Below are 12,552 nucleotides of genomic sequence, written 5' to 3' on the forward strand. Positions count from 1 at the left end.
TTGCCGATGGCCCACGTGGTCCTCCAAGATCTCGTCAAGAGCTATGGCAGCTTCAAAGCTGTCAACCACGTTTCGCTGACGGTCAATGACGGCGAGTTCGTTGCGCTCGTCGGCCCTTCAGGCTGCGGCAAGACAACCACGCTCAATCTCGTCGCTGGGCTGACCCCGATCACATCGGGCGACATCATCATCGGCGAGCGCGTGGTCAACGACCTCGACCCCAAGGACCGGGACATCGCAATGGTGTTCCAGAACTACGCGCTGTACCCGCAGAAATCGGTCTACAAGAACCTGGCGTTCCCGCTTCAGATGCGCAAACTCCCCAGGGACGAGATCGACAAGAAGGTCAAGGAAGCGGCGCGAGTGCTCGACATGACGCACCTGCTCGAGCGCAAGCCGCGCGAACTTTCGGGCGGGCAGCAGCAGCGTGTGGCTCTTGGCCGTGCCCTCGTTCGCGACCCCGCAGTGTTCCTCATGGACGAGCCACTGTCCAACCTCGATGCCAAACTGCGCGTGCAGATGCGGTCGGAGATCAAGCGTTTCCACCAGGACCTCAAGGCGACGATCATCTATGTGACGCACGACCAGCTCGAAGCCGTGACCATGGCTGACAAGATGGCGGTGATGAATGGCGGCTACCTGCAGCAATACGATTCACCGGCGCAGGTCTTTGCCCATCCGGTAAACATGTTCGTGGCCAGCTTCATCGGCAGCCCGGCGATGAGCCTTATTCCGCTGCAGGCATCGATGGCAAACGGCAACACGGTGTTGACCGGCGCCGAGGGCTGGCGCCTTGAGCTCTCGCCGCGCAATGCCCAGAAGGTCGCGAAAGCGACGACCCGGAAAGTCGTGCTCGGCGCACGTCACTCGACGATCAAGCTCCACAAGAGTGCGGTGCCAGGCAGCGTCCCGGCCAAGGCCTATACGGTGGAGCCGACCGGCGACGTCACCTTCGTTCAGGCGTTCCTGTCCGGCGCCATCGTCAACGTCAGCGTGCCGCCGAACATTGCCGTCGCGCCCGACGAGCAGATCTGGCTCGAGTTCGACCAGGAGCGGATGCATCTGTTCGATGGCGAAACTGAAATGGCCCTCAAGGCCAACTGAGATAGGGCGAATGCGCGTGAAACGTGGGCGTGGATGACTGAGAAGCTTAAGATCACCGCGATCAAGCCCTATCCGGTGTGGGTAGGAACGCGCAACCAGCTGCTCGTCAAGGTCGAGACCGACCAGGGCATCTTCGGCTGGGGCGAGAGCGGCTTGAGCGGTCGCGAGAGGGCCGTGGCCGGCGCGGTCGAGCACTATCGCGAGTTTCTCATCGGCCGCGACCCGATGCAGATCGGGCGGATCTGGCAGGAGATTTACCGCAGCCAGTACTTCGAAGGCGGGCGAGTCCTTCAGGCGGCGATTTCCGCCATCGACATCGCCCTTCATGACATCAAGGGCAAGGCGCTGGGCGTGCCGGTCTACGAGCTGCTGGGCGGCAAGCAGCGCGACCGCATTCCCACCTTTGCCTCGACCGGCGACGAGGCCGAGGGCGACGTTGCCATCGAACGGGCCCGCGAACTTCGCGCGCAGGGGTGGCAGGCGATCCGCTTCTTCCCCTTCGGGCAAAACAGCAAGGACATCTTCGAGCCGCGCGAGTCCATCGGCGCTACCGCGGGTATGCTGAACAAGGCGCGCGAGGCGCTGGGCGACGACGTGGTCCTCGGCCTCGACTATCATCATCGGCTGTCGGTGGCAGAGGCCGCGAGCTTCTGCAACAAGCTCGGTCGCGGCGTGCTTGATTTCCTCGAGGAGCCGATACGGGCCGAGACGCCGGAGGCCTATGAATCGCTGCGCACGATGACCGAAATCCCCTTTGCCATAGGCGAGGAATTTGCCAGCAAGTGGCAGTTCCTGCCCTACATCGAGCGCGGCATCCATCAGTTCAACCGGATCGATGTTTGCAATGTCGGCGGGCTCACCGAGGCGATGAAAATCGCTGGCTGGAGCGAGGCGCATTATGTGGACCTGATGCCGCACAATCCGCTTGGCCCAGTGTGCACGGCCGCGACCGTGCATCTCGCTGCCGCGGTACCCAACTTCGCGTGGCTCGAGACCAGGGCACCCGAAACAAAGCTGGGCTTCGACAATTCCGACTTCTTCCCCGTGCAACCACGGCTCGACGGGACCGATTACCCGGTCGGCGATCTGCCGGGACTCGGCGTCGAGGTCAACGAAGTTGCGGTCCAGGCGCAGAGTTTGCGTTTCTGGGAAGCGCCTCACCTTAAGCGCCGCGATGGTTCTGTTACGAACTGGTAGTTCCATTCAATCGGAGTCCACAATGACGCATACTTCCGACATCATGCGGCCGCCTAAAGACCTGATCGACGCGCTAAGGGAGATCGGCGCCGCGACGGTAGCCGGCACGCTTGGCCACATGGGCTTCCGCAATCCGCACATGGTCGGTCCCGTGGCGCAAAACCACGGGAAGTCGATCGTCGGGCCGGCGCTGACGCTGCAGTTCCTGCCGCAGCGGCCGGACCTCTTCACCGAAGGAGAATATGCCGATCCGGAGACACAGCTGCACCGGCACGTGCTCTATCACGCGCAGGAGGGCGATGTGGTCGTGGTCGACGGGCGCGGCGATATGAGCTCGGGCGTCTTCGGCGATATGATGTCGACGTATTTCAAGGGCAGGGGCGGGGCGGGTATCGTCATCGACGGGTGCATGCGCGACCGGCCCAATGTCGAAAAGCTCGATCTGCCCCTATGGCTGCGCGGCTGGACGCCAAACTATCATGTGCAGACCAGCATCTATCCCAATGCCGTCAACGTTCCGATTGCCTGCGGCGGTGTCACGGTGATCCCCGGCGATATCATTGTCGCCGACGACGACGGGGTGGTGGTGCTTCCCGTCGTGATGGCCCCGAAGGTGATCGAAGAATCACAAAAGCATCATGATTGGGAGGAATTCTCACGAGTGAAGCTCATGGAGGGCGGCCCGTTGCAACGTTACTATCCGCTGCATGACGATGCCCGCGGGGAGTACGAGGAGTGGCGCAAAACAAATCGCCTGGAGAACCCGAGTTAGTCAGCAGGCCTTGGCGATCAGTTTTGCCAGGCAATCGGCAGCCCCGGTCCCCGGCACGCCGAGATCTCTGACACTGTCCATGTGGTTGCGGTTCGGGAGCACATGCGACGTTACCAACGATCCCTGCCGCAGCAAGCTTGCCTTGAATCGATCGGCTTGCTGATGGAAGGGTGGCGTCTCATTGGCTCCGACCAGAACCGCCGCCTTGGTTTGAGGATCATGCCGACAGGCGAGCGGCGTGAACATGGCGACTTCCTCGTCGGTTATTCCAATCTCGTTGGCGAGAAAGGAATCCTGGAGCGGCTTCAAATCGTAGAGCCCGCTCAACAGAAGGGCTGCCCTTACATTCGAGGGGGTGTGCGCCCCATCGAACAGGAACGTTGCAAGATGGGCTCCAGCCGAATGGCCACTGACGGTCAGGGCCGCCGGGCTTCCGCCATGATCGGCGATGTTGGCCAGGACCCACTGCTTGGCCCGGCGCACCTGGTCGACGATCCTCGCCATTCGGACCTTGGGCATCAGAGCATAATCAAGGATGACGGCAATGGCCCCGGCCCGGGTAATCGTCGTCGCCATATATGAATAGTCGCGCTTGGAGAACATTCTCCAGTAGCCGCCGTGGACAAAGATGTGCACCGGAAGCGCCGTTCTTTTGCCCGCGGGAAAGAACAGGTCCATGGTCTCGGTCGGATCCGGTCCGTAGGCCACGTCAGCGGTCATCGCAATGGTGGCGCGGGCGACCTCGCTGCGATCAACGAAGTCCTGCACGATTTCGTCAAAATCCGCGACGTGGTCGCGGATGCGAAAGGGATCGCCTTGCATTCTTCTGCTCACATGCTGATGGCGAGGTATTTCGCCTCCATGAATTCCGCAATGCCGTGATGCTGCCCTCCCTCGCGGCCGAGCCCGCTTTGCTTGACGCCGCCGAAGGGAGCTGCCGGATCGGACATCAGGCCGCGGTTGAGAGCAATCATCCCGGCCTCGATCCGCGAGGCCACCCGCATGCCGCGCGCCAGATCGCGCGTGTAGATGTAGGCAGCAAGCCCATATTCGGTGTCATTGGCGCGCCCGATGACCTCGGCCTCCGTTTCGAAGCTGGAGATTGGCGCCACCGGCCCGAATATCTCCTCATGCGCCATCTTTGCGTCGCCTGGCACGTCGCGAAGCACTGTCGGAGGGTAGAAGAAACCACGTCCGGACAGGACTGAGCCGCCGCACAAGACCCGCGCGCCGCGTGTGACCGCGTCGACGACAAGGCGGTCTATCTTCTCGATCGCCTTTTTCGTGATCATAGGCCCGCATTCCGTGTCCGGGTCGGTGCCGGCGCCGACCTTGAGCGACGACATTCGCTTCTCGAGGCCCTCGCAGAAGGCTTCGTAGATGCCAGATTGGACGTAGAGGCGGTTTGCGGCCGTGCAGGCCTCGCCGGCGTTGCGCATCTTGGCCACCATTGCGCCATCGAGCGCCGCTTCGAGATCGGCGTCGTCGAACACAATGAACGGTGCGTTGCCGCCGAGTTCCATGGAACATGAGATCACATGCCTGGCAGCCTCTGCCAGCAGAGCGCGACCCACACCCGTCGAACCGGTGAAGGAGAGTTTGCGCACCCGCGGATCGGCCAGCATGGCGGCTGTCAAAGGCCCGGGACTGGAGGTTGTCAGGACGTTGACCACCCCTGGTGGAACGCCTGCGTCCTGGTAGAGCGCGGCCAGCGCGTATGCGGTAAGCGGGGTCTCACTGGCCGGCTTCAGGATCACCGTGCATCCAGCGGCAAGTGCCGGTGCGATCTTGCGCGTCGCCATCGCGGCAGGAAAATTCCAGGGCGTGATCAGGACGCAGATGCCGATCGGTTCGTAGTCGACCACAATGCGGTTGGTGCCGGAAGGCGCAGTACCGAATTCACCGATAATGCGAACCGCCTCCTCGGCATTCCAACGGAAAAATTCCGCGGCGTAAGCGATCTCGCCGCGGGCATCCCGCAGAGCCTTGCCGTTCTCCAGCGCAATGAGAGTCGCCAGCGCCTCGGATCGTTCCGTCATCAGTTCAAAGCAGCGTCTGAGGATCTCGGAACGCTTTCGCGGCGACGTTGTCCGCCAGCCATGGGCTGCCTTGGCAGCGGCGTCAACGGCAGCGGCCGCGTCGTTCACGGTCGCATCGGGCACAGCGGCGATGACAGCCTCGGTCGAAGGATCGACGACCGGAATCACCCTGCCATCCGCTGACTGCCGCCATTGGCCGCCAATATACAGCCCGTGCGAAATTGTGTGGAAGTCGCTGACGCCCTGATCATCCGACAGAACCTGTGAAAACGTGTTCATCTCGATATTCCCGATTGTTTAAATGACGCAGCTGGCGAGGTCGCCATCAAAGGCGGCCTGGACCAGGCGTCGCATGGATCCCAAATCGAATGGCCGCGGATTGTTCTTGATGAGGCGCTCGATACCGATCGCTTGTTCCGCCGTCCAATCGAGCTTGTCAGCAGGCAGCCCCAGCTCGGCCAACGAGGGGGTGATCCCGATTGCCCCAAACAGCCGACTGACCTCGCCAATGGTCGCGTCGGCCAACTCTTCGGGCGTCCGGCCTTTTCCATCGAGGCAGAGCGCGTTGGCGATCTCGGCCATCTCGGTCGCTGCGGCCGTTCTGTTGTACTTCATGACGAATGGCAGCATGGTGGCGACACCCAATCCGTGAGCGGTGTGGGTTATCGCGCCAACCGGATATTGCACGGCGTGCGCTGCCGCCGTGCCGGCCGTTCCGAACGCGCAGCCGGCTGCAAGTGCACCCATCATGACGTCGGTCCGGGCGTCCTCGTCAGAGGGCCGGCGGTATGCCGTTTCAAGGCTTCGGCCAAGCAGCTTGATCGCCAGCAGGGCGAAGTGATCGGTCAAGGCGGTTTTGCCGATAAAGACATGGTTCTGCGGAAGGCCGGGATCGGTCCCACGCCTGGCGGCGGTGAAGGCCTCGATTGCATGCGTCAGCGCATCGGCGCCTGCCATTGCCGTCAATCCCGGCGGGCATGTCATCGTCAGCTCAGGGTCGCAGATAGCCGCGGCCGCGATCAGATACGGGCTGGAGATGCCGACCTTCAGCGTGCGATCCGGATCCGAGATCACGGCAACCGGGGTAACTTCAGAGCCGGTGCCGGCTGTCGTCGGCACCGCGATCAGCGGCAGCGTCGGGCCGGGCACCTTGAACTCGCCGTAGTAATCCTGGAGCTGACCGCCGTGACTGATGAGCAACGCGGCGCATTTCGCCATGTCGAGACAACTGCCGCCGCCAATGCCGATCACCACGTCGGGCGCGAACTTCCGTGCTTCCTCGACGCAGATGGCAACGGTGTCCCGAGGAACGTCGGGCAGCACACGATCATGCACCAGTACGTCTATCGAGGCGGCTCGCAGCCCAGTGACAATCTCTGCGAACGGGCCCGTTGCGGCAAAACGTTCATCGGTGCAGACGAGTGCGCGACGCCCGAGCCTCGCCGCGACAACCGGAATGACGTGGCGTTGGCCCTTCCCGAAGAGGATTTCGCGCGGCAGCCTTAGGGCAGCGAAAAGGCTCATGACCTGCATCCTGTGATAATGTCTGGATTGGAATGCGAGATGGTGTTCAACTCGGCCCAAAGGCCGGGTTCGATGTAAAACCCGTCTCGCAACGCGTTTGCGTATCGACGTGCCGAACCATCGCCCGCAACGCTGGCGGTCCGTTCAGCAGGTGAGGAAGCACGGGCTGCCAGGGCGGCACGCTGTTCCAGCAGGGCCACTGCAAATTCGATTGCTTTGTCTCCTAGCTGCCGCAAATGATATCCTCTATAAAATCGTATAGGATATAGGATTGCATTGGCCGGAGCATCGTGTTAGCAACTCAATGTGTCAAGAGGCAAAACATGCACGCCATGAACTTACCCAGTCTAGACGAAGCGAACCTCGCCGGCGGGCGTATCCAGCGCTCCAGCAGCCTGGTTGAGGACGTCTACGAAGCGATCTTTGCGCAACTCATGTCCCTGAAGATTGCGCCGGGCTCGCGCATCACCGTCGACAGCCTGGTCAAGGAATTCAACGTATCCCACACGCCGATCCGCGAGGCGCTCGGCCGGCTCGAAGGCGAAGGCCTGGTGCTGAAGACGCATCTGATCGGTTACCGCGCTGCGCCGCAGATTACGAAACGACGGTTCGATGAACTCTACGAGCTTCGCCTGCTGCTCGAGCCTCATGGTGCAGCCAAGGCAGCGGTGCTCATGGACGAGGTAAAGCTCGCACAGCTTCAGACATCGGCCGGCGTCATGGCGCGCCGTGAGGGCAAGGACGAGCGCCTGCGGTATTCCAACTTCGCCCGCCAGGATGCCATTTTCCATGACAAGGTTATGGAATTCGCCAACAACGAACTCGCGCGCGAGACACTGGCGCACCAGCATACCCACTTCCACATATTCCGCCTGATGTTCCATTCGCGCGTCACCGAGGAGGCGCTTGACGAGCATGAGGCCATCCTGGCCGCTTTCGCTGCGGCCGATCCTGCCGCTGCCGAGCAGGCGATGCGTCGCCATATCGAGCATTCCCGCGACCGTTTGTTGTTGGCGTTCGACTGAGACTGTCCCGATGTCCCCGTACCCGCCGTTGACGGTCATCACGCAGGCCAGAGCCAACGAAGACTACTTCCCCGATTCACCCTTCTAGAAACTCAAACCTGCCAGGCGAGTCCAGGTCTCGCCCGGCCGTTGTCACAGGAAAGGAAGTACCATGCCAGGCAAAAAGATCCTGATGCTGACCGGTGAATTCACCGAGGAATACGAAATCTTCGTCTACCAGCAGGCGATGGAAGCGGTGGGCCACACCGTGCACGTCGTGTGCCCAGACAAAAGCGCCGGAGACCTGATCAAAACATCGCTGCACGATTTCGAGGGCGATCAAACCTACACCGAAAAGCTCGGCCACTATGCGCTGATCAACAAGACCTTCTCCGACGCTGAGAAGCAGCTGGAGCAATACCACGCCGTTTACTGCGCCGGCGGTCGTGGCCCCGAATACATCCGCACCGACAAGCGCGTGCAGGCGATGGTGCGCCACTTCCACGAAACCAAGAAGCCGATCTTCACGATCTGCCACGGCGTGCAGATCCTGATTGCGGTGGACGGCGTCGTGCGTGGCAAGAAGGTCGGCGCACTGGCGGCTTGCGAGCCCGAAGTGACGCTTGCGGGCGGCACCTATATCGACCTGTCTCCAACGGAGGCATATGTGGATGGCACGATGGTTTCGGCAAAGGGCTGGACGGCCCTTGCAGCGTTCATCCGCGAATGCCTGAAGGTGCTGGGAACCGAAATCCGCCACGCTTAGACCTTCTTCCGACGCATCTCAAAGGGGTGCGTCGGTTCCCTTCTGGAAGGGGAACTTGTCACCGCCAGTTCGGCCCGGATCATAAAACGCCTGCATCACGCTGAGTTTGCCTCCCATGGGCGGAGGTCTTTCGTTATGCATTGATGCTCGTTTCATCAAATGCCGTAAGCGAACGCATCAGTGTTTCCCTCGCTGAGGCCAGATGCGCTCGGCAGGCCACCTGAATCCGAGTGGAGTTGCGGCTCTCAAGCGCATCGATATAGGCAATGTGTTCGTGGATTGCGGCAAGGTTGCGCTGCTTTTCGTCCTGCTTGTTCCACTGATAGTGATAGTGGAAAATGAACGTGATGATGTCGTAGAAATCATCGATGAAGCGGTTCGGTGAGGCCTCGTTTATGAGCCGGTGAAACCGGTTGTCCAAGCCGGAGAAGTCGTGAAAACGGCCTTCAATTCGCTCCAGCAGGTCGGCATGCGCCATCTTGAGCGCGGCGAGTTTCGACCATAGCGGAGAACTGTCCGGCTGCAGTGAAAACAGTTGTGCCGAACGCAGTTCGAACATCACCCGGATCTCGAAGAGCTCAAGTGCAAAGTCTTCGGTGAAACCCTTGAAAAGCCAGCCTGTATTCGGCCTTTTCTCGATCAGTCCAAACCGGCTGAAGCGGATCAGGAATTCGCGAATTCCATTGGTCGCAACACCGAATTGGCGTGCAAGCTCAAGCTCATTGATGCTGGTTCCGGGCCTGGTGTCACCCCGCAGCATCCACTCCATGAACTGTTGTTCGACATGCTTGGCGCGAGGCGTGGTTTCGGCGTCCGGATAGTAGTCGTTGTCGCTGACCGGGCGGCCCGTCGACCTGAGGCCGTTGCGCTCGGTGACAAGTTCGCGGTTAACAAGTTCTCGCAAAACCTTTCGGACGGTTGTGCGGCTGACGCACATTCGCCGTCTAAGCTCATTTTCGGAAGGAAGTTCACCGGCCAGTTGCCCGTCGTGCAGCATATTTGCAGCTCGATTGAAGGCCTTCTTGTAGACGGTGTCGGTTCTCATCGGATTTTCCTTTGGAACAATACCTTGTCCTTTTTAGCATGAACTTTATCCATAAAAAACAACTTGACCCGCCTCGGTCGGTTGTTTTTTATCGATAAGAAGAGGCACGAATTGAGTGTTTGACGACGTGGCTCGCACAAGCTGCGGCGGGGAGGGGAATTTGCCTGAAACGGGAAACAGCGGCACGACTGTCGGCGAGGCCACTTTGCCAGCATCCAGGAAGCCAGACGCCGTCCCCGGCCTTGCGCTCGGCCTGATGCTGCTGATCGCTGGTCCGGTCGTCATCCTGGTGCTGCTGATCGCCGTCCTCAGCTTTCTGTCGCCCTATTTCCTGACAGGTCGCAATCTCGGCAACATCCTGGCCAGACCGCCGTTATCTCGGTTGTCGCGATGGGTCAGCATCTGGTCATCCTGACACGCGGCATCGATCTCTCCGTCGGTTCGAACCTTGCACTGGCTTCCGTCGTCGGCGCGCTGAGCTTTCATGCCGGCGCCCCCGCCACCGTTGTGATCGCGGTGATGGTTGGCTGCGGCGCCACGGTCGGCGCCATCAACGGGCTCTTCTATGTCTTCGGCCGACTGCCGCATCCTTTCATCATCACGCTGGCAACATTGAGCATCGCCAAGGGATTGGCGCTGCAACTGGCCGAAGGCCGCGCCATCCCTGGCATGCCGGATTCGATCGATGCGCTTGGCCGCGACTCGGTCTGGGGTCTGCCTGGATCAGTTTTCGTTGTTGCCGGTGTTGCCGCGATGCTTTTCGTCATGGCTAAAACCATGGTCTGGGGGCGCTGGATTTATGCCGTTGGCGGCCGGCCCGACGCCGCATTGCGCATGGGTATTCCCGTGTCCTGGGTCCTGGTTTCGGTCTATGTCATCTCAGGGCTGTGCTCCGGCATCGGTTCAGTCATCCTTGCCGGCCGCACGGACGCCGGTTCGCCGTTGTTCGGCAATCTGCTGGAACTGGATACGATCGCGGCGGTGATCATTGGCGGCGCCAGTTTTCTTGGTGGTCGGGGCCACCTCGGCCATGCCTTGATCGGCGCCATCATGATCGGCGTTATCCGCAACGCGCTCAACCTGCTCAACGTCAATGTCTTTTTCCAGCTCATCGTCATCGGCGTGGTCATCGTCATAGCGGTCGAGTCCGACGTGCTGCGCAATTACCTCGAAGGGCGTGTGCGTGTCCTGCAAGCCGGGAGGCAGTCATGAGCGCCGTTGCGGCCAACGCCGATCATGCGGTCACCGCGGACAATCCCGTGCTGGCGGTACGCGGTGCTACCAAGCGTTTCGGTTCAGTTCTGGCGCTGGACGATGTTAGCATCGAGGTGCGGCGAGGCGAGATCGTCGGCCTGCTCGGCGACAATGGCGCGGGCAAATCGACGCTAACCAAATGCATCAGCGGGGTGCACCAACTCGATGCCGGCGCGATCTTTTTGGATGGTGCGCCAACGCAGATACGCTCCCCTGCGGATGCGCGCTTCGCCGGCATCGAGACCGTCTATCAGGACCTGGCGCTGTTCGACAATCTGACACCGGGACTGAACTTCTTTGCCGGTCGCGAGTTAGCTGGCCCGCAATGGCTTCCGCGCGGCCTGCGATTTCTACAGCAGCGCCGAATGGACGCCGAGACCCGCGCTCTGTTGGTGAATCTCAAGGTCACGTTGCCGCGGCTGGATGCCGTCGTCGCCATGATGTCGGGTGGACAAAGACAAGCCGTTGCCGTGGCCCGCTCGACCGTGTTCGCCCGCAAGGTTGTCATTCTGGATGAGCCGACCGCCGCACTCGGCCTGCGTGAATCACGCCAGGTGCTCAATCTGGTTGCTGCGCTCCGCGACCAGGGCAATGCCGTCATCCTGATCACTCACAACATGGAACACGTCGTCGAACTCGCCGATCGCGCGGTGGTGCTTCGCCAGGGCCGCAGGGTCGGCGAACTGGTGCCGACCAAGGACAACAAACAGGAGCTGGTTTCCATGATCGTTGGAGCCTGACCCGTTCGAAATTTGAGGACCTTTCCGGTCCGCAAATGCCTGAAGCGTCTCCCGCCGGGAGGCGTTTCAATTCCAAGGGAGGAATAAAATGCCAATGAACCGAAAACTGTTCGCAGGGCTGGCGATCGCCGTTGCGTTTTCCGTGCCGGCTTCGGCCGCAGACAAGATCAAGGTCGGCCTGATTACGAAATTCCCGGTGCCGTTCTACTCGACCCTGGAGGACGCTGCCAAGAAATATGCGGCCGCTCATCCGGAGATCGAACTGGTCACAGGCCAGGGCCAGGCGGCTACCGACATTGAAGGCCAGATCGCTCTGATCGAATCCATGATCACGCAGGGCGTCAAGGGGCTTGCAATCACCCCGGTCGACCCGACGGTCGCGCCGGCGCTCGACAAGGCGGTGGCCGCCGGCATTAAGGTGGTTCTCGTCGACAACAGCATCCCCAACTGGAAAGGCCAGACTGCGTTGGTATCGACCAACAACCTCAATGGCGGCAAGATCGCCGGAGAATACCTCAAGACGGTGCTCAAGAGCGGTGACAAGATCGGTATCCTGCAAGGCGTTCCCGGCGTGCCGGCTCTGGACGACCGGGTCACGGGCATGATGGAGGGACTGGGCGACGTCAAGGTCGATGTCGTGGGCAAAGGTGCAACCAACTGCACGCTGGGGCTTGGTACGTCAGTGACCGAAGACATCCTGACCGCCAATCCCGATCTCAAGGCAATCTACTCGGCCTGCGGCCCGCCGATCCCTGGCGCCGTCAAGTCGATCAGCAATGCCGGTATTGCCAACGACAACCTCATAGTGGTCGGCTTCGACGCCTGCTGCGGAGAGATCGAAGCGATCAAGTCGGGAGCGGAGGACGCCAGCGTAGCTCAATTTCCCGCGAAAATGGGTGAGCTTGGCATCGACACTGTCGTCAAGGCCATCCGTGGCGAATCCGTCGAGGCCAATGTGGATACCGGCGCCGGACTGGTGACGCTGCAGAACGTCAAGGACTTCGAGTGATCCACCAGTGGTTGGGGGGCGTGAGGCCCCGAAGCGGAGCCCACCCGCAGACCCATAGCTGCAGGCTGGTATTATAAAAAAGGAGGTACATTCCAACA

The 12,552-nt window shown here is 61.0% G+C and carries 13 protein-coding genes; 9 read left to right on the forward strand and 4 right to left on the reverse strand.

Translation table 11 applies throughout. From position 1 onward, the window contains the following. Nucleotides 1–6 precede the first annotated feature (6 nt). From NKI25_RS26135 to NKI25_RS26145, 3 genes are read left to right on the forward strand one after another with little or no spacing between them, the layout of a single operon-like run. Nucleotides 7–1,104 carry an ABC transporter ATP-binding protein gene (locus NKI25_RS26135; RefSeq protein ID WP_352708025.1) on the forward strand — a complete coding sequence of 366 codons (1,098 nt, stop codon included), beginning with the start codon at nucleotides 7–9 and terminating at the stop codon, nucleotides 1,102–1,104. 33 nt (nucleotides 1,105–1,137) lie between these two features. After that, nucleotides 1,138–2,301, forward strand: coding sequence for a mandelate racemase/muconate lactonizing enzyme family protein (locus tag NKI25_RS26140; protein ID WP_352708024.1), 1,164 nt, complete (start codon nucleotides 1,138–1,140; stop codon nucleotides 2,299–2,301). Between the two features lie 22 nt (nucleotides 2,302–2,323). Next, nucleotides 2,324–3,073 carry a ribonuclease activity regulator RraA gene (locus tag NKI25_RS26145; RefSeq protein ID WP_352708023.1) on the forward strand — a complete coding sequence of 250 codons (750 nt, stop codon included), beginning with the start codon at nucleotides 2,324–2,326 and terminating at the stop codon, nucleotides 3,071–3,073. Here the strand turns inward: NKI25_RS26145 and NKI25_RS26150 are convergent, their stop codons facing one another. Genes NKI25_RS26150 through NKI25_RS26160 form a run of 3 tightly spaced genes read right to left on the reverse strand, consistent with a single transcriptional unit; the run spans nucleotide 3,074 to nucleotide 6,636 of the window. Continuing rightward, on the reverse strand, nucleotides 3,074–3,895 hold the full coding sequence (locus tag NKI25_RS26150) for an alpha/beta hydrolase (protein ID WP_352708021.1): 822 nt from the start codon (nucleotides 3,893–3,895) through the stop codon (nucleotides 3,074–3,076). A gap of 8 nt (nucleotides 3,896–3,903) precedes the next feature. Beyond that, complete coding sequence (locus tag NKI25_RS26155; RefSeq protein WP_352708019.1) at nucleotides 3,904–5,391, reverse strand: NAD-dependent succinate-semialdehyde dehydrogenase; 1,488 nt, start codon at nucleotides 5,389–5,391, stop codon at nucleotides 3,904–3,906. An 18-nt stretch (nucleotides 5,392–5,409) separates the two neighbouring features. After that, on the reverse strand, nucleotides 5,410–6,636 hold the full coding sequence (locus tag NKI25_RS26160) for an iron-containing alcohol dehydrogenase (protein WP_352999752.1): 1,227 nt from the start codon (nucleotides 6,634–6,636) through the stop codon (nucleotides 5,410–5,412). A gap of 332 nt (nucleotides 6,637–6,968) precedes the next feature. Here NKI25_RS26160 and NKI25_RS26165 point away from each other — a divergent pair, with 332 nt between their 5' ends. Together NKI25_RS26165 and NKI25_RS26170 are read left to right on the forward strand one after the other, a co-directional pair. After that, complete coding sequence (locus NKI25_RS26165; protein WP_352641607.1) at nucleotides 6,969–7,661, forward strand: GntR family transcriptional regulator; 693 nt, start codon at nucleotides 6,969–6,971, stop codon at nucleotides 7,659–7,661. Between the two features lie 151 nt (nucleotides 7,662–7,812). Further along, nucleotides 7,813–8,406 carry a DJ-1/PfpI family protein gene (locus NKI25_RS26170; protein WP_352493019.1) on the forward strand — a complete coding sequence of 198 codons (594 nt, stop codon included), beginning with the start codon at nucleotides 7,813–7,815 and terminating at the stop codon, nucleotides 8,404–8,406. A gap of 133 nt (nucleotides 8,407–8,539) precedes the next feature. On the opposite strand, the gene NKI25_RS26175 is transcribed toward NKI25_RS26170, so the two are convergent. Beyond that, a complete protein-coding gene (locus tag NKI25_RS26175; protein ID WP_352999754.1) occupies nucleotides 8,540–9,451 on the reverse strand; it encodes a GntR family transcriptional regulator in 912 nt (303 codons plus the stop codon). A 160-nt stretch (nucleotides 9,452–9,611) separates the two neighbouring features. Here NKI25_RS26175 and NKI25_RS26180 point away from each other — a divergent pair, with 160 nt between their 5' ends. From NKI25_RS26180 to NKI25_RS26195, 4 genes are all read left to right on the forward strand, one after another. Then, a complete protein-coding gene (locus NKI25_RS26180) occupies nucleotides 9,612–9,866 on the forward strand; it encodes a hypothetical protein (protein WP_352595583.1) in 255 nt (84 codons plus the stop codon). Then, complete coding sequence (locus tag NKI25_RS26185) at nucleotides 9,842–10,663, forward strand: ABC transporter permease (protein ID WP_352999756.1); 822 nt, start codon at nucleotides 9,842–9,844, stop codon at nucleotides 10,661–10,663. The genes NKI25_RS26180 and NKI25_RS26185 overlap by 25 nt, the downstream gene beginning before the upstream one ends. After that, nucleotides 10,660–11,445 carry an ATP-binding cassette domain-containing protein gene (locus NKI25_RS26190; RefSeq protein WP_352999758.1) on the forward strand — a complete coding sequence of 262 codons (786 nt, stop codon included), beginning with the start codon at nucleotides 10,660–10,662 and terminating at the stop codon, nucleotides 11,443–11,445. The genes NKI25_RS26185 and NKI25_RS26190 overlap by 4 nt, the downstream gene beginning before the upstream one ends. 94 nt (nucleotides 11,446–11,539) lie before the next feature. Continuing rightward, entirely contained in the window at nucleotides 11,540–12,454 is a 915-nt protein-coding gene (locus NKI25_RS26195) for a sugar ABC transporter substrate-binding protein (protein ID WP_352999760.1), read from the forward strand. Nucleotides 12,455–12,552 lie beyond the last annotated feature (98 nt).

This window comes from Mesorhizobium sp. M0808, from assembly GCF_040320025.1.
Taxonomy (GTDB): Bacteria; Pseudomonadota; Alphaproteobacteria; order Rhizobiales; family Rhizobiaceae; genus Mesorhizobium.

Excerpts from the sequence above, each read along its gene's own strand:
- NKI25_RS26135 (WP_352708025.1), top strand. The coding sequence starts at position 7 with ATGGCCCACGTGGTCCTCCAAGATCTCGTCAAGAGCTATGGCAGCTTC.
- NKI25_RS26140 (WP_352708024.1), top strand. The coding sequence starts at position 1,138 with ATGACTGAGAAGCTTAAGATCACCGCGATCAAGCCCTATCCGGTGTGG.
- NKI25_RS26145 (WP_352708023.1), top strand. The coding sequence starts at position 2,324 with ATGACGCATACTTCCGACATCATGCGGCCGCCTAAAGACCTGATCGAC.
- NKI25_RS26150 (WP_352708021.1), bottom strand. The coding sequence starts at position 3,895 with ATGCAAGGCGATCCCTTTCGCATCCGCGACCACGTCGCGGATTTTGAC.
- NKI25_RS26155 (WP_352708019.1), bottom strand. The coding sequence starts at position 5,391 with ATGAACACGTTTTCACAGGTTCTGTCGGATGATCAGGGCGTCAGCGAC.
- NKI25_RS26160 (WP_352999752.1), bottom strand. The coding sequence starts at position 6,636 with ATGAGCCTTTTCGCTGCCCTAAGGCTGCCGCGCGAAATCCTCTTCGGG.
- NKI25_RS26165 (WP_352641607.1), top strand. The coding sequence starts at position 6,969 with ATGAACTTACCCAGTCTAGACGAAGCGAACCTCGCCGGCGGGCGTATC.
- NKI25_RS26170 (WP_352493019.1), top strand. The coding sequence starts at position 7,813 with ATGCCAGGCAAAAAGATCCTGATGCTGACCGGTGAATTCACCGAGGAA.
- NKI25_RS26175 (WP_352999754.1), bottom strand. The coding sequence starts at position 9,451 with ATGAGAACCGACACCGTCTACAAGAAGGCCTTCAATCGAGCTGCAAAT.
- NKI25_RS26185 (WP_352999756.1), top strand. The coding sequence starts at position 9,842 with ATGGGTCAGCATCTGGTCATCCTGACACGCGGCATCGATCTCTCCGTC.
- NKI25_RS26190 (WP_352999758.1), top strand. The coding sequence starts at position 10,660 with ATGAGCGCCGTTGCGGCCAACGCCGATCATGCGGTCACCGCGGACAAT.
- NKI25_RS26195 (WP_352999760.1), top strand. The coding sequence starts at position 11,540 with ATGAACCGAAAACTGTTCGCAGGGCTGGCGATCGCCGTTGCGTTTTCC.